The 20,141-nt window shown below is 68.9% G+C and carries 20 protein-coding genes; all 20 read left to right on the top strand.

The features are described from left to right. The first annotated feature begins 16 nt into the window (after positions 1-16). The 20 genes from flgK (at position 17) to fliP (ending at position 19,598) form a co-directional block, all read left to right on the top strand. A complete protein-coding gene (flgK, locus tag LRK53_RS15130) occupies positions 17-1,891 on the top strand; it encodes a flagellar hook-associated protein FlgK (RefSeq protein WP_027492125.1) in 1,875 nt (624 codons plus the stop codon). Positions 1,892-1,894: 3 nt separating this feature from the next. Beyond that, positions 1,895-3,097 carry a flagellar hook-associated protein FlgL gene (flgL, locus tag LRK53_RS15125; protein ID WP_027492124.1) on the top strand — a complete coding sequence of 401 codons (1,203 nt, stop codon included), beginning with the start codon at positions 1,895-1,897 and terminating at the stop codon, positions 3,095-3,097. A gap of 123 nt (positions 3,098-3,220) precedes the next feature. Further along, a complete protein-coding gene (locus LRK53_RS19260) occupies positions 3,221-4,663 on the top strand; it encodes a flagellin N-terminal helical domain-containing protein (protein WP_027492123.1) in 1,443 nt (480 codons plus the stop codon). Between the two features lie 63 nt (positions 4,664-4,726). Then, complete coding sequence (gene fliD / locus LRK53_RS15110) at positions 4,727-6,124, top strand: flagellar filament capping protein FliD (protein ID WP_027492122.1); 1,398 nt, start codon at positions 4,727-4,729, stop codon at positions 6,122-6,124. 12 nt (positions 6,125-6,136) lie between these two features. Continuing rightward, positions 6,137-6,544 (top strand): flagellar export chaperone FliS, encoded by a 408-nt coding sequence (gene fliS / locus LRK53_RS15105; protein WP_027492121.1) that lies wholly within the window; start codon positions 6,137-6,139, stop codon positions 6,542-6,544. A gap of 2 nt (positions 6,545-6,546) precedes the next feature. Next, positions 6,547-6,825, top strand: a complete 279-nt coding sequence (gene fliT / locus LRK53_RS15100; RefSeq protein WP_027492120.1) for a flagellar protein FliT — start codon at positions 6,547-6,549, stop codon at positions 6,823-6,825. A 73-nt stretch (positions 6,826-6,898) separates the two neighbouring features. Continuing rightward, on the top strand, positions 6,899-7,498 hold the full coding sequence (locus LRK53_RS15095) for a PilZ domain-containing protein (protein WP_027492119.1): 600 nt from the start codon (positions 6,899-6,901) through the stop codon (positions 7,496-7,498). A gap of 350 nt (positions 7,499-7,848) precedes the next feature. After that, positions 7,849-9,273 carry a sigma-54 dependent transcriptional regulator gene (locus tag LRK53_RS15090; RefSeq protein WP_027492118.1) on the top strand — a complete coding sequence of 475 codons (1,425 nt, stop codon included), beginning with the start codon at positions 7,849-7,851 and terminating at the stop codon, positions 9,271-9,273. Positions 9,274-9,454: 181 nt separating this feature from the next. Then, positions 9,455-9,781: a flagellar hook-basal body complex protein FliE gene (fliE, locus tag LRK53_RS15085; RefSeq protein WP_027492117.1), complete on the top strand. Its 327-nt coding sequence runs from the start codon at positions 9,455-9,457 to the stop codon at positions 9,779-9,781. 47 nt (positions 9,782-9,828) lie between these two features. Further along, complete coding sequence (fliF, locus tag LRK53_RS15080; RefSeq protein WP_027492116.1) at positions 9,829-11,547, top strand: flagellar basal-body MS-ring/collar protein FliF; 1,719 nt, start codon at positions 9,829-9,831, stop codon at positions 11,545-11,547. Continuing rightward, entirely contained in the window at positions 11,537-12,553 is a 1,017-nt protein-coding gene (gene fliG / locus LRK53_RS15075) for a flagellar motor switch protein FliG (protein ID WP_027492115.1), read from the top strand. Before fliF ends, fliG begins: the two co-directional genes overlap by 11 nt. Next, on the top strand, positions 12,553-13,173 hold the full coding sequence (locus LRK53_RS15070; protein ID WP_027492114.1) for a FliH/SctL family protein: 621 nt from the start codon (positions 12,553-12,555) through the stop codon (positions 13,171-13,173). Before fliG ends, LRK53_RS15070 begins: the two co-directional genes overlap by 1 nt. A 142-nt stretch (positions 13,174-13,315) precedes the next feature. Beyond that, entirely contained in the window at positions 13,316-14,683 is a 1,368-nt protein-coding gene (gene fliI, locus LRK53_RS15065) for a flagellar protein export ATPase FliI (RefSeq protein ID WP_027492113.1), read from the top strand. Then, positions 14,680-15,105: a flagellar export protein FliJ gene (gene fliJ / locus LRK53_RS15060; RefSeq protein ID WP_027492112.1), complete on the top strand. Its 426-nt coding sequence runs from the start codon at positions 14,680-14,682 to the stop codon at positions 15,103-15,105. The genes fliI and fliJ overlap by 4 nt, the downstream gene beginning before the upstream one ends. A gap of 91 nt (positions 15,106-15,196) precedes the next feature. Next, a complete protein-coding gene (locus tag LRK53_RS15055) occupies positions 15,197-16,297 on the top strand; it encodes a flagellar hook-length control protein FliK (RefSeq protein ID WP_185754602.1) in 1,101 nt (366 codons plus the stop codon). Positions 16,298-16,526: 229 nt separating this feature from the next. Continuing rightward, positions 16,527-17,060, top strand: a complete 534-nt coding sequence (locus LRK53_RS15050) for a flagellar basal body-associated FliL family protein (protein ID WP_235642360.1) — start codon at positions 16,527-16,529, stop codon at positions 17,058-17,060. A 16-nt stretch (positions 17,061-17,076) separates the two neighbouring features. After that, a complete protein-coding gene (fliM, locus tag LRK53_RS15045) occupies positions 17,077-18,093 on the top strand; it encodes a flagellar motor switch protein FliM (protein ID WP_027492110.1) in 1,017 nt (338 codons plus the stop codon). Then, positions 18,090-18,437, top strand: a complete 348-nt coding sequence (fliN, locus tag LRK53_RS15040; RefSeq protein WP_027492109.1) for a flagellar motor switch protein FliN — start codon at positions 18,090-18,092, stop codon at positions 18,435-18,437. The genes fliM and fliN overlap by 4 nt, the downstream gene beginning before the upstream one ends. A 7-nt stretch (positions 18,438-18,444) precedes the next feature. Further along, entirely contained in the window at positions 18,445-18,855 is a 411-nt protein-coding gene (gene fliO, locus LRK53_RS15035; protein ID WP_235642359.1) for a flagellar biosynthetic protein FliO, read from the top strand. Beyond that, entirely contained in the window at positions 18,852-19,598 is a 747-nt protein-coding gene (fliP, locus tag LRK53_RS15030) for a flagellar type III secretion system pore protein FliP (protein WP_027492107.1), read from the top strand. The genes fliO and fliP overlap by 4 nt, the downstream gene beginning before the upstream one ends. Positions 19,599-20,141: the final 543 nt, after the last annotated feature.

Genomic DNA, 20,141 nt, shown 5'->3' with positions numbered 1-20,141 from the left:
TCGAGGATGGACCACCATGGTTGACATGCTTTCGACCGGCGTGTCCGGGCTGCTCGCCGCGCAGATCGGGCTCGGTACGGTGAGCCACAACGTGGCCAACGCGAACACCGACGGCTACAGCCGCCAGCAGGTGTCGTTCAGTGCCAGGCTGCCCGAGGGGCAGGCCAATTACTACGTCGGCACCGGCGTCAATACCGTGGCGGTGCAGCGCGCCTACAGCCAGTTCCTCAACAGCTCGCTGTGGTCGGCCACCTCGGCGCAGGGCCGCGCCGGCAGCATGGCCAGCCTCACTGGTCAGCTCAACGACCAGCTTTCCGGCAGCAGCAACCTGCAGACCTCGCTGGACAGCTTCTTCGGCGCCGTGCAGGACATGGCCAACGCGCCGTCGGACGCCGCCTCGCGGCAGGTGCTGCTGGCCCGCGCGGGCGGGCTGGCCAGCACGTTCCGCGCGCTGTCCGGCCAGTTCAACCAGCTCTCCGGCCAGGTGCAGCAGCAGATCGGCGAAGCCGTCGATGCGATCAACAGCGACAGCCGGTCGATCGCCAAGTTGAATGGGCTGATCCGCTCCTCGCAGGCTACCGACGGTACGCCGCCGGCCGACCTGCTCGACCAGCGCGATGCACTGGTGAAGAAGCTGGCTGGCCAGGTCGGCATCAGCGTGGTGCCGCAGAACGACAACACCATCAGCGTGTTCGTGGGCAATGGCCAGGCGTTGGTCACCGGCACCGAGGCGCATGCATTGGGCACCGCGCCCAACGCGTACGACGCCACCCGGCTGGAAGTGGTGGGCGCGGCGTCCGGTGCGGTGCTGAGCGGGCGCATCGGCGGTGGCACGCTGGGCGCGCTGCTGGATTTCCGCGGCAACGTGCTCGATCCCGCGCAGAACCAGCTGGGTCGCAGCGCGCAGGCGCTGGCCAGCGCGTTCAACGCGCAGCACGCGCAGGGCATGGACCTGCGCGGCAAGCTCGGCGGCAGCTTTTTCGACGTGGCCGGCCCGGCTGTGCAGGCAGCCGCCACCAACAGCGGCAGCGGCACGCTGAGTGCCGGCATTGGCGACATCGGCGCGCTGACCGGCAAGGATTACGTGCTGAGCTACAACGGCAGCAGCTGGAGCATGCGCGACACCAGCGGCAATAGTGTCGCGCTGGCCGGCAGTGGCACCAACGCCGCCCCGTTCACCGCCGCCGGGCTGAGCCTGGTGGTGGGCGGCAGCGCCAGCGCCGGCGACAGTTTCCGCGTGCAGCCCAGCCGCAACGCCGCTGCGAGTTTTTCGGTGGCGATCGACGACCCCGACAAGGTTGCGGCCGCGGCGCCGCTCAAGGTCGCGGCGGCGGCCGGCAATACCGGCACAGCATCGCCCACCGTCAGTGTCAGCAACGGCAGCGATCCCAACCTGTTCAGCAGCAGCTCCGTCGTGTTCGCCTCGGCCACCAGCTACAGCATCGACGGTGGCCCGGCGCAGGTGTTTGCTCCCGGCCAGACTATCGTCCACAACGGCTGGAGCATGCAGCTCGGTGGCGCGCCGCAGGCCGGCAACCGTTTCAGCGTGCAGGCCAACAGCAACGCGCAGGGCGACAACAGCAATGCGCTGATGCTGGGCAAGGTGGCCAACCTCGGCGTGCTCGACGGCGGCGTCACCAGCGCCGGCCGCGCCTACAGCCAGCTGGTCGGCCAGGTCGGCAGCGCCGGTGCGCTGGCCAAGGACGACCTGAGCACGCAGACCGCGGTGTACAGCCAGGCGATGAGCTCGCAGCAGAGCGTGTCCGGCGTGAACCTGGACGAAGAGGCCGCCAACCTGTTGCGCTACCAGCAGGCCTACCAGGCTTCCGCGCAGGTCATCAGCACCGCCAACAGCATCTTCGGCGCACTGCTCAGCGCCGTGAAGGGGTAAGCCATGCGAGTCTCCACCAGCTGGATGCAGCAGCAGTCCGTCGGCAGCATGATGGACCGGCAGAGCGAGCTGTCCGACCTCAACATCCAGTTGAGCACCGGCAAGCGCATCAACCAGCCGTCCGACGATCCGGTGGGCGCGGCGCGCGCGCTCGACCTCACCCATCTCACCGCCGACGCCGCGCAGTACCAGCGCAACATCACCAGCGCCAACGCGCGGCTGGGGCTGGAAGACCAGACCCTGTCCAACGTCACCAACGTGCTGGGCCGCGTGCGCACGCTGCTGCTGCAGGCCGCCAACGGTTCGCAGACCGACGCCACCCGGGGCGACATCGCCGCCGAGATGGTGCAGCTGCGGCAGCAACTGCTCGGCCAGGCCAACAGCAAGGATGGCCAGGGTGATTACCTGTTCGCCGGCAACCGCACCGGCACGATGCCGTTCGTCTCGCAGAACGGCGTGAGCTATGTCGGCGACGACGGCCAGCGCATGGTCGCCGCCGGCCCCGGCCTGCAGGTGGCCACCGGCGACCCCGGCAGCGCGGTGTTCGCCGGGATTCCCACCGGCAACGGCAGCTTCGCGGTCAGCGCCGGCGCGGCCAACACCGGCAGCGCGGTGGCCGGCGCCAGCAGCGTCAGCAATCCCAACGCGATTCCCTCGGCGTGGGACGGCGGCAGCTACCGCATCGTGTTCACCGCCGCCGACGCGTACGAAGTGCGCGACGGCGCCGGCACCGTACTGGACAGCGGCAGCTACGACGCCAGCCGCGGCGGCAGCGTCAGCTTCCGCGGTGCGCAGGTGGCCTTCAGCGGCACGCCCGCCGCGGGCGACCAGTTCTCGCTGGGCGCCTCCGCGAAGCAGGACGTGTTCACCACGCTGGACAACATCATCAAGACGCTGCGCACGCCCAACGGCGGCGGTGCGCCGATGCAGAACGACATCAACACGCAGTTCGCCAGCCTCGACCAGGCGATCGACAACATCAGCCGCACGCGCGGCATGGTCGGTGCGCGCATGAATGCGCTGGACCAGCAGAGCGGACTCAACGACGACCTCACGCTGCAGTACAAGAGCGCGCTGTCCGGCGTGCAGGACCTGAACTACTACGACACGATCAGCCAGCTCGGCGCGCAGACCACGGCGCTGCAGGCCGCGCAACAGACGTTCACGAAAATCCAGGGTTCAAAGTTGTTCGACTATCTGCGTTGACAAGGCTCAAGTTTCCATGGTGGGGGTCGAAACAGTCACTGAGGCGGCGGTGTTCCCATCGGAATCCCCGCTGGCTGCCACCGCCGGCCACCGGCACCTACGACCCTTTCTGGAGATACTCCCATGGTCATGAGCGTCAACACCAACATCAGCTCGCTGAATGCCCAGAACAACCTGGCCAAGTCGCAGAGCAAACTCGCCACCGCGATCATGCGTCTGTCCTCGGGCATGCGCATCAACAGCGCGAAGGACGATGCCGCGGGCCTCGCCATCTCGACCCGCTTCACCACCCAGATCAACGGCCTCAACCAGGCGGTCAGCAACGCCAACGACGGCATCTCGCTGGCGCAGACCACCGAGTCGGCGCTGAACGAGGTGACCAACAACATGCAGCGCATCCGCACCCTGGCGGTGCAGTCGGCCAACGCCACCAACTCCGACAGCGACCGCGCCGCGCTCGACGCCGAAGTGCAGCAGCGCCTGTCGGAAATCACCCGCATCTCGCAGCAGACCACTTTCAATGGCCGCCACGTGCTCGACGGCACCTTCGGCAGCGCCGCGTTCCAGATCGGCGCCAACGTGGGCGAGACGATCTCGGTCAACCTCAGCCAGGGTGCGGGCGCCAAGCAGGTCGGCCAGATGGCCAGCTCGGCGACCGGCGACCTGACTGCGATGTTCACCGCCAGCGCGGCGACGCCGGGCACCGCGACCAGCCTGGCCGTGGGCGCCTCGACCGTCGTCGCCGCGGGCGACCTGACCATCGGCGGCACCGGCGTGGCCGCCGGCACCTACACCGGTGCCCAGTTCGCCGCCGCGATCCAGACCGCGGGCGGTGCCGGCGTCACCGCGACCTTCAACTCCACCACCAACCAGATCACCATCAGCAATACCAATGCGACGGCAGTGGCGATCGCCGGCACCAAGCAGGCGACCTATTTCAGCACCACCAGCGTGGCGGCGCAGACGCCGGCCAACAGCGGCATCCTGACCCTGGCTACCGGCGACCTGACGATCCAGGCGGCGGGCGGCGGTGCCGCGGCCGACATGGCCGGCACGTACAGCAGTGCGCAGAGCCTGGTCGATGCGATCAATGCCAAAGGCGTCGCCGGCGTCTCTGCCTACTACGACAGCACCAACCACGCGGTGCACCTGAACTCGCAGGCGGCGCTGACCGTGAACGGCGCCAAGTCCGGCACGGGTGCGGGCAACCTGGGCTTCGCCGGCGCGGGTGCCACCGCGATCGCCGTCGGCGGCAATCTGGCCAGCAGCGACGTGAAGACGGTGACCACCGCCAACGACACCATCAGCCGCATCGACGCCGCGTTGAGCACGGTCAGCTCGATGCGCAGCGACCTGGGCGCGGTGCAGAACCGCTTCCAGTCCACCATCGCCAACCTGCAGACCATCTCGCAGAACCTGAGCGCGTCGCGCAGCCAGATCCAGGATGCCGACTTCGCCGCGGAGACCGCGAACATGTCCAGCGCGAACATCTTGCAGCAGGCGGGTGTCTCGGTGCTGGCGCAAGCCAACGCTTCCACCCAGAGCGTACTCAAGCTGCTGCAGTAAGTTGCCACCGGAGCGGCCGCGATGCATCGCGGCCGCTCCATCCATTTTTGAGGAACCCCGCACATGGCGATCACCGTCGGCTCCACCAGTACGCCAACCACCGGTCTGCTGACTTCGCTGGGCGTGGGTTCCGGGCTCGACGTAGCCACCCTGGTCAGCCAGCTGGTCGCCGCCAAGAAGGCGCCGCAGCAGAACCAGATCACCAGCCAGACCAACACGGCGAACACCCAGCTTTCGGCGCTGGGCCAGGTCAGCGCCGCACTTTCCGCGCTGCAGTCGGCGATGGCCACACTGACCGACGGCAGCGCCTTCACCGCCCGCACGGTGGCCAGCAGCGACACCACCGTACTCGGCGCCAGTGCCACCGGCACTCCGGTCAACGGCAGCTACAACATCGTCGTGACGCAGCTGGCCACCGCGCTGAAGGCCTCGTCCGGCGCATTCGCCAACAGCAGCACCGCGGTCGGTACCGGCACGCTGACCATCGCGGTGGGCAGCCAGTCGATGAGCCTCACCCTGGACAGCACCAACAATTCGCTGGCGGCGATCCGCGACGCGATCAACGGTGCCAGCAGCAACCCCGGCGTGAGCGCCACCATCGTCACCGGCACCGACGGCGCGCACCTGGTGCTGAGCGGTACCCGCACCGGCGCTGCCAACGGCTTCTCGGTCAGCAGCAGCGGTGGCGACGGCAAGCTGGCGGCACTGAACTACAACCCGGCGGCCACCAGCGGCAACGGACTGACCGTGGTCACCGCCGCCGCCGATGCCAAATACAGCATCGACGGGCTGGCCGCCAGCAGCGCCGGCAACACCGTCAGCACCGCCATCGACGGCCTCACCCTGAACCTGGTCAAGGCCGGCAGCAGCACGCTGAGCGTATCCAGCGACACCAGCAAGGCCACCAGCGCGCTGACCAACCTGGTCAACACCTACAACAGCTTCGTCGGGATCTACCAGAACCTGACCAAGTACGACGCCACCAGCGGTACTGCCGGCGCATTGCTCGGCGACGCCACGCTCAACCGCATCAACAACACCCTGTCGAGCGTCATCGGCGGCACCGCCAACGGCGCCGCGCTGTCCTCGATCGGCATCTCGCTGCAGGTGGACGGCACCCTGCGCCTGGACAGCGCCAAGCTGGCGACCGCGCTATCCGACGGCGGCAAGCAGGTCGGCAGCCTGTTCGGCGGCACCAACGGCTTCGCCGCGAAGCTGAATACTCCGCTGACCAGCTGGGTCGGCACCCAGGGCGTGCTGGCCAGCCGCACCAGCAGCATCAACCGGCAGCTGAGCGACCTGGCCAATCAGCAGACCACGCTGAACAGCCGCATGGCCAGCCTCACCGCGATGTACCAGGCGCAGTTCAGCGCGCTCGACACGCTGATGTCCAAGCTCAACAGCACCAGCACCTATCTGCAGCAGCAGTTCGATGCGCTTACCAACAGCAGCAAGAAGTAAGAGGACACGGTCATGGGATTCGGCTACGGTGCTGGCGCCTATCAGCAAGTCCGCTCGCACGGCGGAGTGGAATCGGCCGATCCGCACGGGCTGATCACACTGCTGATGGATGGCGCACTGGAGCGTCTGGTGAAGGCCCGCGCGCACATGCTGCGCGGCGAGGTCGCGGCGAAGGGCGAGGCGATCTCACGTTGCATCGAGATCATCGGCGGGCTGCGCGGCAGCCTCGATCCCAAGGCGGACCCGGTGCTGGTCGGCCGGCTGGATTCGCTCTACGACTACATGAGCCGCCGCCTGCTGCAGGCGAACCTGCGCGACGACGCCAGCCTGATCGACGAGGTCAGCAGCCTGCTGCAGCCGATCCGCGACAGCTGGGTGAAGATTGCTCCCGCGGCCAGCCAGCGGGCGGCCGGCGCGTGAGCATGGGCGTGCTCGAACTCGCGCTCGGGCTGACCCGCGCGATGCTGGCCGCCGCGCAGACGCAGGAATGGTCGCGGCTGGTCGAGCTGGAGGCCGAGCGCGAGCCGTTGCTGCTGCGCCAGCATGCGTCCGACCCGGACAGCCTGGCCCGGCTGGACGAAATTCTGGCGTACGATCGCCAGCTGCAGGCCATCGTCGGCTGCGCGCGGGATTCGGCGGCCGTGCAGTGGCAGCAGGAAACCGATCGCGCCCGTGCGATCGCGGCCTATACCCGGCCCTGACCACCGGCCCGGCCCTGACCAATGGCGCCGCCGACGTGGCGGTTTCGGCCTCAACGCGTCGCGGAGCCACGCCATGACCTCAGACAGCACGCCCCCGGGCGATACCTCGTCGGCCAGCGCTGCAGTGGCGGCCTGGGACGACTTCGAGCAGCGGGTCAGCTGCGAGGAGAGCCTGCATGCCGATTGCGAGCCGCTGGCCTGGCCGCCCTCGCCGGCGTTGCTGCAGCAGTTGGCCGAGCGCAACGCGAACGTGCTGGCGGCGATCGCCGCGCTGGAGGAGCGCCGCGCCGACGGCGGCGAGGACGACAGCCCGCTGATGCAGGAAATGCTGCGCATGGACGCCAAGCTCAGCGTGCTGATGGAGATCGTCAACAACTTGCTGGTGCCCGCCAGCGTGCTGCCGCCGCGGCAGCCGCTGCGCTTCAACGCGATCGGCGCACTGCTGCCCGCGGGCCTGGCGCCGACCGCCGGCGGGCTGCTGCTGCGCATCCGTTTCGACCTGTGCCGCAGCCTGCCGCTGGAACTCGCCGCGCAGGTGCAGCGGCAATTCGACGATGGCCGGACGTTCGTGGCTTTTGCGCCGCTGGGCGACGCACTGGGTGACGCAATTGAGCGTCTGGTTTTCCGCCATCACCGACGCAAAGTGGCAGGGGCGCGCCAGCCGGTTGCGTAAGCAGTGATCCGGCCGACGCACAGTATGTGATGCAGTTCGCAATTGTGGAATTCCGCCGGCGCTTCCCATGACGCCGCTCACACTTGGCATGTGCGCCAGGCCATGCCCGGGATGTCGCGCAAATCGTTCATGTTTCATGCAGTTAGGAAACACGACCGGACGTGTTTGCCGATGCGTCGGTGTCGGTTTTTCCGACGCGCGACGTTTTACCGACGCAATGGTCGGAAAGTTGGCCTCCTAATTGCTCTTGGTTCATCACGCCGGCAATGGAAACCCGGCAGCGATGAGAAGGCGTTCCCGACGGAAGCATGGGGCCGCCAAAACGAGCAGTGTGGTAAGGAGAGAAAGCGGTGCAGAAATTCGACTTCCTGGTCATCGAATCCGACGAGACGCGTGTGGACTCCGTACTCTCGGCCCTTCACTTCCTGGGCTACCGGCCGCAGCACGGCGCCGCCTGTGCCGCGGTGGACGAAGCCACCCATGCCTGGCGCGCGGTTTACGTCGGCAGCGTCGCCGACGCCGCCGAGGCCGAGCGCCAGTTCGCCCTGCTGGGCGCCGCCGCGTCGCACGTGCCGGTGCTGCTGGCGGCCGATTCGCCCTGGCTCGATCGCTTCGGCGCGGCGTCGTCGACGTTTGCCACGCGCATGGCCACGCTGGAGTTTCCCCTGCGTTACGAGAAGATGGCCGAAGCCATGCGCAACATCTATGCGCGCCTGCTCGGCGGCCAGTCCGGCGCGCTGCGCTTCGTCGGCAACGCGGCGCCGATGCTGCGCGTCAATGCGTTGATCCGCCAGGTTGCACCGTTCGATTCCACCGTGCTGGTGCTGGGCGAGTCGGGCACCGGCAAGGAGATGGTGGCGCGGGCGATCCACGCGCATTCGCCGCGCCGCGACAAGCCGTTCGTGGCGATCAACTGCGGGGCGATCCCGGCGGAGCTGCTGGAGAGCGAGCTGTTCGGCCACGAAAAGGGCTCCTTCACCGGCGCGATCAGCGCGCGCAAGGGCCGCTTCGAGATGGCCGAAGGCGGCACGCTGTTCCTCGACGAGGTCGGCGACATGAGCCTGCCGATGCAGGTGAAGCTGCTGCGCGTGCTGCAGGAGCGCGCCTATGAGCGGGTGGGCGGCAGCAAGACCCTGCGTTGCGACGTGCGCATCGTCGCCGCCACCCACCGCAACCTGGAGGAGTCGATCGCCAGCGACCGCTTCCGCGAGGACCTGTTCTACCGGCTCAGCGTGTTCCCGCTCGAACTGCCGTCGCTGCGTGAACGGCTGGACGACCTGCCGGTGCTGATCGCCGAGTTCAACCAGCGCCTCGCCCGCCGCGGGCTGGGCGTGGTGCGCTTCAGCGCCAGCGCGATGCAGTCGTTGTGCGCGCATGCCTGGCCGGGTAACGTGCGCGAGCTTTCCAACCTGGTCGAGCGCATGGCCATCCTGTTCCCGCACGGCGAGGTGCGCAGCAGCGACCTGCCGACGAAGTACCGCGGTCAGCAGGCCGTCGACGAGGTGCACGGCGCGGCGTTGCTGGCGCTGATGGAAGACGAGCTGCCGCCGAGCGAAGCCGCCGTGCAGCCGGTGGCCGAGACGCTGCGCACGCTGCCGGAGCAGGGCCTGGACCTGAAGGACCATCTGGCCGACATCGAGGTGGGACTGATCCGCCAGGCGCTCGATGCCACTGGCGGCGTGGTGGCGCATGCCGCGCGCCTGCTGCACATGCAGCGCACCACCCTGGTGGAAAAGCTGCGCAAGTACGGCTTGCAGAACAGCCTGGCGGCTTGAGAAGCCGGGATTCGGGATTCGAAATTCGGGATTCGTAGGAGCCCGCTCGCGGGCGATGCCGTTAGCTTTTGCGAATCCCCAATCCCGAATCCCGAATCCCGGCAACAGCTGGCACGCCTCGTGCAATCACTCACTCGAAATCCCGTCACGCGTCGGGAATCCGTCATGAGGACGCATCGCGATGAGCACCATCGACGTCAACAACCTGCTGTCCCAGATGCGCCAGATGAGCGCGCAGGTACGTGCGCCGGAAACGGCGTTCAAGCCGGCGGCTGTCGCCGGGCAGGCAGATTTCTCCGACGTGTTCAGGCAGTCGCTGTCCGCCGTGGGCCGCAACCAGATGGAAGCCGATCGCATGGCGGCGAGTTTCGAGCGTGGCGACCCGGGCGCGGACCTTGGCCGCACCATGATCGCGATGCAGAAGGCCGACCTCTCGCTGCGCACCGTGGTCGAGGTGCGCAACAAGCTGGTCGATGCCTACAAGGAAATCATGAACATGCCGGTCTGACGCGTTCGCGTCGATCCGCTTCCATCCCCTAGCCGAAGAGCAGCAGCATGGCCGACAACGCCGTCGCGACCACCGCCAACAACGGTACGCGCCTGGACCCCTTCAAGCAGATCGCCCGCAACCCGGCGACGCGGCAGCTGGTGCTGCTGGTGGCGGTGGCCGCGGCGGTGGCGCTGGGCGTGGCGGTGGTGCTGTGGTCGCGCGGCCCGAACTACGGTTTGCTGTACGCCGGCCTGGAGCAGAAGGACGCTTCGGCGATCACCCAGGAGTTGCAGGCGAACAACACGCCCTACCGGTTGAGCAGCGACGGCTCGTCGATCATGGCGCCGGCGGCCGACCTGGCGGCACTGCGGCTGAAGCTGGCGGCGAAGGGCTTGCCGCAGGGCAGCGCCAGCAGCAGCACGCTGCCGGCCGCCGATTCGCCGTTCGGCATGAGCGATCTGGCCGAGCGCACCCGCTACCAGCAACTGCTGGAGGCGGATCTGGGCACCACCATCGGCGGGCTGCAATCGGTGCGCGCCGCACGCGTGCATCTGGCCTTGCCGAAGCCTTCCGCGTTCATCCGCGACAGCCGCGAAGCCAGCGCCTCGGTGCTGGTCACGTTGTACCCCGGCCGCCAGCTCGATGCCGGCCAGGTGGCGGCGATCGTGCACCTGGTGGCGGCCAGCGTGCCGAACCTGGAAGCGCGCCAGGTTTCCGTGATCGACCAGCAGGGCCAGCTGCTCACCGCCGACCCGGAAAGCCCGGGCGCGGTGGGCGACAACCGCCTGCGCATCGCTACGCGGATCGAGAACACCTACGCCCAGCGCATCGAGGAACTGTTGACGCCGCTGGTCGGTCCCGGCCGGGTGCATGCGCAGGTGCATGCGGACCTGGACTTCAGCCGCACCGAGAAAGCCACCGAGACCTTCGGCCACGACCACCCGGCGCTGCGCAGCGAGCAGACCAGCAGCGAGCAGCGCGGGGCAGGCGCTGCCGCCGCGGGCGGCGTGCCCGGCGCGCTCAGCAACCAGCCGCCGGTGATGGTTGCGCAACCCACCGCGGCGAAGCCCGACGCCGGCAAGGCCTCCGCTGCCGCCACCGCCACGGCCGCGACCGCCAGCCCGGGCGAGAGCTCCGGCAGCGCCACCCGCAACTACGAGCTGGATCGCACCATCAGCCATGTCAGCGACCCGGCGGGACGGCTGGCCCGGCTGACCGTAGCGGTAGCGCTGGACGACAAGCTGGCCGCTGCCGGCAAAGCGGACAATCCGGATGATCCCGCTGGCGATGCGGCGGCAGCGCCCAAGAGCGTGCCGTTCAGCGCGCAGGAACTGCAGCACCTGACCGAGCTGACCAAGAACGCGGTGGGCTTCGACGCCGCCCGCGGCGACAGCGTCAGCGTGGTCAACCAGGCATTCCAGCGCGGCCCGGCGGTCGATGCCTTGCCCGAGACCCCGCTGTGGGGCCGGCCCGGGGTGCTGGACCTGCTCAAGCAGGGCGCCGGCGTGCTGATCGCGCTGCTGGTGGCGTTCGGCCTGCTGCGTCCGCTGCTGAAGGGCTTGCTGCGCGGCGAGACGGCGACCCGCGCGATGCCCTCGCCGATGCCGCAGATCTCGGTGCGCGTCGACGACGAGCTGGCGGCCAACGAACCGGCCCGGCTCGGCGGCGCCATGCCGACGCTTTCGTACGAGCAGCGTGTCGGCCAGGCCAGGCGGATGGTTGGCGAAAACTCCAAGCAGGTGGCGCAAGTGGTGAGGAACTGGGTGAGCGAAGATGGCAACTAATCGTTCCGACGCATCCGTCACCGGTGCGCAGCGCGCGGCAATTCTGCTGCTGACGCTGGGTGAGCAGGATGCCGCCGAGGTGCTCAAGCACCTCAGCGCGCGCGACGTGCAGGCGGTGGGTACCGCGATGGCGGGGCTCACCAGCGTCTCGCGCGAACACGTCGAGCACGCACTGACCCGGCTCAACCAGGACATGGGCCAGCAGACTTCACTGGGTGTCGGCACCGAGGAATACATCCGCAAGATCCTCACCAATGCGCTGGGCGAGACCAAGGCCGGCGGGCTGATCGACCGCATCCTGCTCGGGCGCAGCAGCAAGGGGCTGGAATCGCTCAAGTGGATGGAAAGCCGCGCCATCGCCGAGATGATCAGCCAGGAACACCCGCAGATCATCGCGCTGGTGCTGGCACACCTGGAGCCCGACCAGGCCGCCGAGGTGATCGGCTACCTGCCGCCGCGCGTGCGTTCGGACGCGGTGATGCGCATCGCCACGCTCGATGGCGTGCAGCCGCATGCGCTGAACGAGCTGGACGAGATCATGGAGCGCCAGTTCTCCGGCAACAACAAGAAGCTCAAGTCCGCCAGCGTCGGCGGGCTGAAAGCCGCCGCCGACATCCTCAACGCGATGGAAACCAGCCGCGAAACCGAACTGATGGCGGCCATCCGCAGCCAGGACGACGCGCTAGGCGGGCGCATCGAGGACTTGATGTTCGTGTTCGAGGACCTCGCCGAACTGGACGACCGCGGCATGCAGCTGCTGCTGCGCGAGGTGCCATCGGGCACCCTGATCACCGCGCTCAAGGGCGCCGAACCGGCGGTGCGCGAGAAGATCTTCGCCAACATGTCCAAGCGCGCCGCCGACATGATGCGCGACGACCTCGAGGTGAAGGGGCCGGTGCGCCTGAGCGAAGTCGACGCGGCGCAGAAGGAGGTGCTGGGTATCGCCCGCAAGCTTTCCGACGCCGGCCAGCTCAGCCTCACCTCGGGCGGGGATGAATTCGTCTGATGACCGCCACCATCCACAATGTGGCGGCGGATTTCCAGCGCTGGGAGCTGCCGAACGTGGGCACCGGGCCGACTGCGTCGGCAGCGGCCAACGCGCCGCCACCGCCGACCGTACGCGAGCTGGCGGCGCTCGAGCAGCAGGCGCGCGAGGAAGGCTATGTGGCAGGCCACGCCGAAGGCGCCGCCGCGGCGCAGCAGCAGCTGCGCCAGCGCCTGGCCGAACTCGACGCGCTGTACGACGCGGCCGCGCGCCCGCTGCAGCAGCTCGACGAGCAGACTGGGCAGGAGCTGGCGCGGCTGGCCATGATCGTGGCGCAGCGGGTGATCGCGCACGAACTGCAGCTGTCGCCCGCGCTGGTCATCCAGGCGGTGCGCCAGGCGGCCACCGCCCTGCCGGCGGCCACGCGCGAGTTGCGCGTGCACCTGCATCCTGACGACTTGGCCCTGCTGCGCGAATCGGGCGCCGCCGAAACGCACTGGCAGCTGCTGGCCGACGCAACACTCGCGCGCGGCGACTGCCGTCTGGAAAGCGAGCGTTCGCGGCTGGATGCACGGGTGGAAACCCGCCTGGCGGCATTGATCGACGCCGTCCTCGGCGACAGCACAGGATCCGCCGAATGATCGCCGCGACCGCCCTTGTAGGAGCCCGCTGGCGGGCGATGCTTTTCTGGCCGGGATTCGGGATTCGGGATTCGGGATTCGCAAGAGCGGAAGCAAGAGCGTCGCCCGCCAGCGGGCTCCTACAAAAGCGGTGGGGCGCTGAGTGAATACGGAGGCGTTCATCGCCGCGCGGCGGGCGAACTGGCAACGCCAGTTCGCGCGGTTGGGCGCGCGCGCCCAGGCGGAGCGCACGCTGGTGGTGGAGGGCAGCCTGCGTCGCGTGGTCGGGCTGACCCTGGAGGCGGAAGGCTGCGAGGCCGCGCTCGGCGCGCGTTGCCTGGTCGACACCGCCGACGGCGCCACGCTGGAGACCGAAGTGGTCGGCTTTGCCGACGAACGCCTGCTGCTGATGCCGGTGGGCGACATGCACGGCGTGCTGCCGAACGCGCGTGTGCGCCCGTACGCGCGCAGCGGCGGCCTGCCGGTCGGCATGGGCCTGCTCGGCCGCGTGGTCGGCGCCGACGGCGTGCCGCTGGACGGGCTGGGCGCGCTGGCGTCGGACGAGCACGCCGCGCTCAAGCGCGAACCGATCAACCCGATGGCGCGCAAGCCGATCGACGCGCCGCTGGACGTCGGCGTGCGCGCGATCAACGCGCTGCTCACCGTCGGCCGCGGCCAGCGGCTGGGCCTGTTCGCCGGTTCCGGCGTGGGCAAGTCGACCCTGCTCGGCATGATGACCCGTTACACCAACGCCGACGTGGTGGTGGTCGGCCTGATCGGCGAGCGCGGTCGCGAGGTGAAGGAATTCGTCGAGCACACGCTGGGGCCGGAGGGCAGGGCGCGCGCGGTGATCGTCGCCGCGCCGGCCGACGCGCCGCCGCTGAAGCGCCTGCGCGGCGCGCAGTACGCCACTGCGATCGCCGAATGGTTCCGCGACCGCGGCCAGCGCGTGCTGCTGCTGATGGATTCGCTGACCCGCTACGCCCAGGCGCAGCGCGAGATCGCGCTGGCGATCGGCGAGCCGCCGGCGACCAAGGGCTACCCGCCGTCGGTGTTCGCGATGATGCCGGCGCTGGTCGAGCGCGCCGGCAACGACGCTGAGGGGCGCGGCTCGATCACCGCGTTCTACACCGTGCTCACCGAGGGCGACGACTACCGCCACGACCCGATCGCCGACGCCGCGCGCGCGATCCTGGACGGCCATGTCGTGCTGTCGCGCGACCTCGCCGAAGCCGGCCACTACCCGGCGATCGACATCGAGGCCTCGATCAGCCGCGTGATGCCGGCGGTGGTGAGCCGCGAGCACCTGCGCGCGGCGCAACGCTTCCGCCAGGTCTATTCCGCCTATCGCCAGCAGCGCGACCTGATCGCGGTGGGCGCGTACCAGAAAGGCTCCGACCCGCAGGTCGACCAGGCGATCGAGATGTGGCCGCAGCTGCGCGCGTTCCTGCAGCAGGAAGTCGACGAACCGATGACGCTCGAAGCGGCGGTGGAAAACCTTGACGCCCTTGCCGCGCAGGTGGCTGCATGAACTCGCGCGCGAAACAGCTGGAGCCTGCGGTGGAACAGGCCCGCCAGCGCAGCGAGGCTGCGCTGGCGCAGCTGGCGACGCAGCAGCAGTTGCTGGCCCGGGCCGAGCATCAGCTCGCCGAGCTGCAACGCTACCGGCTGGAGTACGCGGCGGCCGGCGACGCGGCGCAGAGCGTGACGGCGCTGCTCAACCGGCAGCAATTCGTGGAGCGCATCGACCGCGCGATCGTGCAGCAGCAGGCCGAGCTGGACCGCCAGCACCGCCAGTTGAGCCGGCTGCGCGAGCAATGGCGCCATGCGCATGCGCGCGAGAGCGCGCTGGACAGCGTGGTCTCGCAGCACCGCGAGGAAGAGCGCCGTGCCGCCGACCGCCACGAGCAGGCCGAGCTCGACGAACGCATGCAATACCGGAGGCTGCGATGAACATCGAGCCCGCCCTGCCGTCGCTCGTGCGGGTTGGTTGGCCGCGCCGCCGCCCGTCGTGCGCATCCCTTGCTGAAGGATGGTCCACGCCATGACTGTTTCCGCCCCCGCTGCACCCAGCGCCGCCAGCGCGGCCGCCTCGCGAGCCGCCGTCGAGCCGCGCGACGGCAACGCGACACCGACCGGTTTCGACAGCCAGCTGCACGCCGCGCGACAGCGGCAAGAACCCGACAGCGCGAACGAGGCATCGGGTGGGCAGCAGGACGAGCGCCAGCCGACGTCGGCAGCGCGCTCGCCGCGCGACCCCTCGGCCGCTGCCGTGCCCGCGGCGAAACCGGACGTCGCGGCGGCAGTACCGGTACCCGTACCCGTGCAGGCGGAACTGGCGGACGTGACCGCAGCGGACGGATCGGCGCCACGGCGCGAGCCGGGCGACGAGCCGGCACCCGCCGTGGCGGATGCCATGCTCGCCTTGCTCGGCTCGTCGCTGGCCGGCGTGTGGCCGCCCGTCGCCGGTGGCGCCAGAGCGGTCGCCGGCGCGCCGCCGTCGGGCGGCAAGGGGGCGACCGGCGACGCGCAGGCTGCCGCCATGCTGCAGCTCGCGGTGGCGGCCAGCCCGGCCGCTGCGCCCGTCAACATCGTGCCGCTGGCGGCCAGCATGCTGGCGCCGGCGCAGGCTGTACCATCGGCCGCGGACGCGCTCAACAAGCAGGCAGCGCAGGCGCACGCCGCCGCCGCCGTACTGCCGGCGCCGCCCGCGGCCGCCGCGCCGCCTGCGGTGCATCAGCTGCAACTGCCCACGTCGCCGACCAGTCCGTCGTTCGCCCAGGATCTGGGCCAGCAGTTGGTCTGGCTGAGCGGACAGAACGTCAAGCAGGCGCGGATTCGCCTGCATCCGGAGGAACTCGGTTCGCTCGATGTCAGCGTCAGCGTGAGCCACGGTCGCGTCGACGTGGTGTTCAGCGCGCAGCACGCGGCAGCAGTGCCGGCGGTGCAGCAGAGTCTGCCGCTGCTGGACCAGATGCTGGCGCGGCATGGCCTGTCGCTCGGCCACGCCGAAGTCGGTCAGCACGATCGCGGCGACCGCCGCGGGCACGCAGGCGGCGGCGGCGCGCTGGAGGAGATCGCCGACATCCATGGCGCCGCGCCGATGACCGTGGCCAGGATCGGCCTGCTCGACGCGTTCGCCTGAGTTCGCCCGCACCTCGTCCTGCCGCTGCCTCTTGGCCGGCGGCCTCGACTGTCGCGCGCGGGCGGAACTTTTGCGGGAAACACCGCGCCGAGATCGCGTCGCGACGACCCGCCGGCGCCCGTCAAGAAAGCGCCGCGCACGCCGCTTCGTTCGTCATGAAGCGAGCTGGTACAAGGTTTTCCGCCGATGGCACGCGGCTTGCTTTTGATGCTGGGCACGCGCGTTGCGCGTGTCTTTCAATCATCTGTGGATCGAGGTTTTCATGGTCGACGAGGAACAAGCTGGCGAGGTGGTGGATACCCCGCCGGAGCGCAAGAGCCGCAAGCCGCTGGTGATCGCAGTGTCGGTGGTGCTGCTGCTGGCGTTGGGCATCGGCGGCTATGTGTGGCGGTCGCGCCAGTCCGTGCCGGGCAAGGCCGGCAAGTCGACACCGAAGGTTGCCCAGGCCGAACTCTACCTGCCGCTGGACCCGGCCTTCGTGGTGAATTTCCGTGACGCCGAATCGCTGCGCTACCTGCAGGTCGGCGTCACCCTGATGTCGCACGACCCTGCCGCGATCGAGGTGGCCAAGGGCGCCGACCCGGTGATCCGCGATGCGCTGGTGGCGCTGTTCAGCAACCAGGACTTCGCCATCATCAGCGATACCGCCGGGCGCCAGAAGGTGCAGGCCGATGCGCTGGTCGCCGTGCGCAAGATCGTCAGGGCGCGGCTCGGCCGTCCCGGCATCGACGCGCTGTACTTCACCAGTTTCGTGATGCAGTGACGGAAGGGCCGCAGGCATGAGCGATCTGCTTTCCCAGGACGAGATCGACGCGCTGCTGGACGGCGTCAGCGGCGGCGCGGTGGCCACCGGCGGCGACGAGCCGCCGCCCAGCGACGCGGTGGTCACGTACGACTTCACCCAGCAGGACCGCATCGTGCGCGGGCGGTTGCCCACGCTGGAGATGGTCAACGAGCGCTTCGCGCGGTTCTTCCGGCTGGGCGTGTTCAACGTGCTGCGCAAGACCTGCGAGGTCTCGGTGCTGGGCGTGAAGATGGTCAAGTTCGCCGAGTACGTGCACAGCCTGGCGGTGCCGAGCAACCTGAACCTGGTGCGCATCAAGCCGTTGCGCGGCACCGCGCTGGTAGTGTTCGAGCCGCGCCTGGTGTTCACCGTGATCGACAACTTTTTCGGCGGCGACGGGCGCTTCCATGCCCGCATCGAGGGCCGCGACTTCACCGCCACCGAGAACCGGGTGATCCAGATCATGCTGGAGGAGCTGTTCGGTGCGATGGTCGAAGCATGGGCGCCGGTGCTGGAACTGCAGTTCGAATACCAAAACTCCGAGATCAACCCGCAGTTCGCCAACATCGTCAGCCCGACCGAGACGGTGGTGGTGTCGCGCTTCCACGTCGAGCTCGACGGCGGTGGCGGCGAGATCCACCTGACCCTGCCGTACGCGATGGTCGAGCCGATCCGAACCCTGCTCGACGCCGGCGTGCAGAGCGACCGCGCCGACCGCGACGACCGCTGGGCGGAGATGCTGCAGGAGGAAGTGTTCGACGCGGAGGTAGACCTGAGTTCGCTGCTGCTCGACGTGCGCCTCAGTCTCGGCGAGTTCCTGCACCTGCGCCCGGGCGACGTGATCCCGGTGCAACTGCCGGAGCTGGCCACCGTCTACGCCGAGGACGTGCCGGTGTTCCGCGGTCACTACGGCCAGTCAGGCGGCCGCAACGCCGTGCGTTTCCATGCCCAGGCCGGTCGGCGCGAGAAGCGCGCGGCCGGCGATCAATTCAAAGAGAAGAATCCAGCATGAGCCAGCCCACAGAAGTTGCGTCGGCCCCCGCCGGCGAGCGCGTCGAGTTCGATTCGCTGCACGGCCTCGCCGCCGGCAGCGGCGACGTCAACCTCGACATGATCCTCGACGTGCCGGTGACCCTGGCGATGGAAGTCGGGCGCACCCGCATCAGTATCCGCAACCTGCTGCAGTTGAACCAGGGCTCGGTGGTGGAACTGGACCGCGCCGCCGGCGAGCCGCTGGACGTGTTCGTCAACGGCACCCTGGTCGCGCACGGCGAGGTGGTGGTGATCAACGAGAAGTTCGGCATCCGCCTGACCGACGTGATCAGCCCGGCCGAGCGCGTGCGCAAGTTGCGGTGACAGAGCCGTGAATAGGGAATGGGGAATAGGGAATGGGGTCGTCGCGGCGCTGGCGCCGGCGGCGCTGCCCGCCGCCGACGTCAATGTGGGCGGCGAGCTGTTCCGTGTGTTGCTCAGCCTGGCGGCGGTGGTGGCGATGATCTTCGTGGCGGGCTGGCTGAGCCGTCGGCTGCAGGCGCGCAGCCGGCCGGGCGGGCGGCGCATTCGCTGCGTGGAGGCGATGGCGGTGGGCGCGCGCGACCGCGTGCTGCTGCTCGACGCCGACGGCAAGCGCCTGCTGGTCGGCGTGGGTCCGGGCGGCATGCGCACGCTGCACGTCTACGAGGGCGTACCGACCGAACCCGCGGCAGCCGAACCCGCCGCGGCGCCGCTGCCTGCGTTCGGCGAACTGCTGGCGCGCTGGAAGCGCGGCGCATGAGGATCTGGCGCTGGATCGTTGCCGTGTCGCTGCTGCTGTTGCCGCTGGCGGCGCTGGCGGCGCCGCCTGGCATTCCGCTGGTCAACGTGCAGAACGTGCCCGGCGGCGGGCAGAACTGGACGCTGTCGCTGCAGGTGCTGGCGCTGATGACCGCGCTGACCCTGCTGCCGGCGATCGCGCTGATGATGACCTCGTTCACCCGCATCATCATCGTGCTCGGTTTCCTGCGCCAGGCGCTGGGCACGCAATCGACCCCGCCGAACCAGGTGCTGCTGGGGCTGGCGCTGTTCCTCACCCTGTTCGTGATGTCGCCGGTGCTGAACAAGTCTTACGCCGACGGCGTGAAACCGTACATGGACGGCCAGCTCACCGCCGAGCAGGCGCTGCCGGTGGCCTCCGCGCCGTTCAAGCAATTCATGCTGGATCAGACCCGCGAGGCGGATCTGGCGCTGTTCACCCGGCTGGCCGGCGAGAAGCCCTATGCCAGCAAGGCCGAGGTGCCGTTCAAGGTGGCGATGCCGGCGTTCCTCACCTCGGAACTTAAGACCGCGTTCCAGATGGGCTTTCTGCTGTTCATTCCGTTCCTGATCATCGACCTGGTGGTGGCCAGCGTGCTGATGTCGATGGGCATGCTGATGGTCTCGCCGGTGATCATCTCGCTGCCGTTCAAGATCATGCTGTTCGTGCTGGTGGATGGGTGGACGCTGCTGCTCGGGACCCTGGCCGGGAGCTTCTACACGTGACCGCGCATCGGCGGCCCGGAGCCCTCGTAGGAGCCCGCTCGCGGGCGATGCTCTCGCTTGTCTCCGCGTTCGGAGCGAAGAGCTTTCAGAGCAAGAGCTTTCAGAGCAAGAGCTTTCAGAGCAAGAGCTTTCAGAGCAAGAGCTTTCAGAGCAAGAGCTTTCAGAGCAAGAGCTTTCGTCTGCCTTTGGCAGCCGAGTTACTTTCTCTTTGCGTGGCCAAAGAGAAAGTAACCCAAGAGAAAGGCCACCCCGCTTCCGCGCCTTGCGGGCATCCTGCCCGCAAGGTTCGCGTGCGGGCTACGGGGTTTGTCGACAGGGCATCCTGCCCTGACGACAAACTGGCCGGCATCCCTGCCGGCCACCCTGCGGGCTTCTCCTTCGCCCGCCCGCCGCTGCAGAGGGGACCCCGGGTAGAGCGGCGCGCATCCTGCGCGCACTCTTCAGAGGAGCCAGATCAAGAGCAAGGCAACAGCGGAGCGGCGTTTTGCTGTGGCTGTTGCTTTTCGCTTCATCACCGAGTGCGGGCCAGGATGGCCCGCTGCT

The organism is Rhodanobacter thiooxydans (assembly GCF_021545845.1).
In the GTDB taxonomy this organism is placed as follows: domain Bacteria; phylum Pseudomonadota; class Gammaproteobacteria; order Xanthomonadales; family Rhodanobacteraceae; genus Rhodanobacter.
The sequence above is the reverse complement of the archived record's forward strand: the minus strand, read 5'-3'. Positions and strand labels throughout refer to the sequence as shown.

What these genes read in the sequence shown, in the direction of transcription:
- flgK (WP_027492125.1), top strand. Translation starts at nt 17, where the DNA reads ATGGTTGACATGCTTTCGACCGGCGTGTCCGGGCTGCTCGCCGCGCAG.
- flgL (WP_027492124.1), top strand. Translation starts at nt 1,895, where the DNA reads ATGCGAGTCTCCACCAGCTGGATGCAGCAGCAGTCCGTCGGCAGCATG.
- LRK53_RS19260 (WP_027492123.1), top strand. Translation starts at nt 3,221, where the DNA reads ATGGTCATGAGCGTCAACACCAACATCAGCTCGCTGAATGCCCAGAAC.
- fliD (WP_027492122.1), top strand. Translation starts at nt 4,727, where the DNA reads ATGGCGATCACCGTCGGCTCCACCAGTACGCCAACCACCGGTCTGCTG.
- fliS (WP_027492121.1), top strand. Translation starts at nt 6,137, where the DNA reads ATGGGATTCGGCTACGGTGCTGGCGCCTATCAGCAAGTCCGCTCGCAC.
- fliT (WP_027492120.1), top strand. Translation starts at nt 6,547, where the DNA reads ATGGGCGTGCTCGAACTCGCGCTCGGGCTGACCCGCGCGATGCTGGCC.
- LRK53_RS15095 (WP_027492119.1), top strand. Translation starts at nt 6,899, where the DNA reads ATGACCTCAGACAGCACGCCCCCGGGCGATACCTCGTCGGCCAGCGCT.
- fliE (WP_027492117.1), top strand. Translation starts at nt 9,455, where the DNA reads ATGAGCACCATCGACGTCAACAACCTGCTGTCCCAGATGCGCCAGATG.
- fliF (WP_027492116.1), top strand. Translation starts at nt 9,829, where the DNA reads ATGGCCGACAACGCCGTCGCGACCACCGCCAACAACGGTACGCGCCTG.
- fliG (WP_027492115.1), top strand. Translation starts at nt 11,537, where the DNA reads ATGGCAACTAATCGTTCCGACGCATCCGTCACCGGTGCGCAGCGCGCG.
- LRK53_RS15070 (WP_027492114.1), top strand. Translation starts at nt 12,553, where the DNA reads ATGACCGCCACCATCCACAATGTGGCGGCGGATTTCCAGCGCTGGGAG.
- fliJ (WP_027492112.1), top strand. Translation starts at nt 14,680, where the DNA reads ATGAACTCGCGCGCGAAACAGCTGGAGCCTGCGGTGGAACAGGCCCGC.
- LRK53_RS15055 (WP_185754602.1), top strand. Translation starts at nt 15,197, where the DNA reads ATGACTGTTTCCGCCCCCGCTGCACCCAGCGCCGCCAGCGCGGCCGCC.
- fliM (WP_027492110.1), top strand. Translation starts at nt 17,077, where the DNA reads ATGAGCGATCTGCTTTCCCAGGACGAGATCGACGCGCTGCTGGACGGC.
- fliN (WP_027492109.1), top strand. Translation starts at nt 18,090, where the DNA reads ATGAGCCAGCCCACAGAAGTTGCGTCGGCCCCCGCCGGCGAGCGCGTC.
- fliP (WP_027492107.1), top strand. Translation starts at nt 18,852, where the DNA reads ATGAGGATCTGGCGCTGGATCGTTGCCGTGTCGCTGCTGCTGTTGCCG.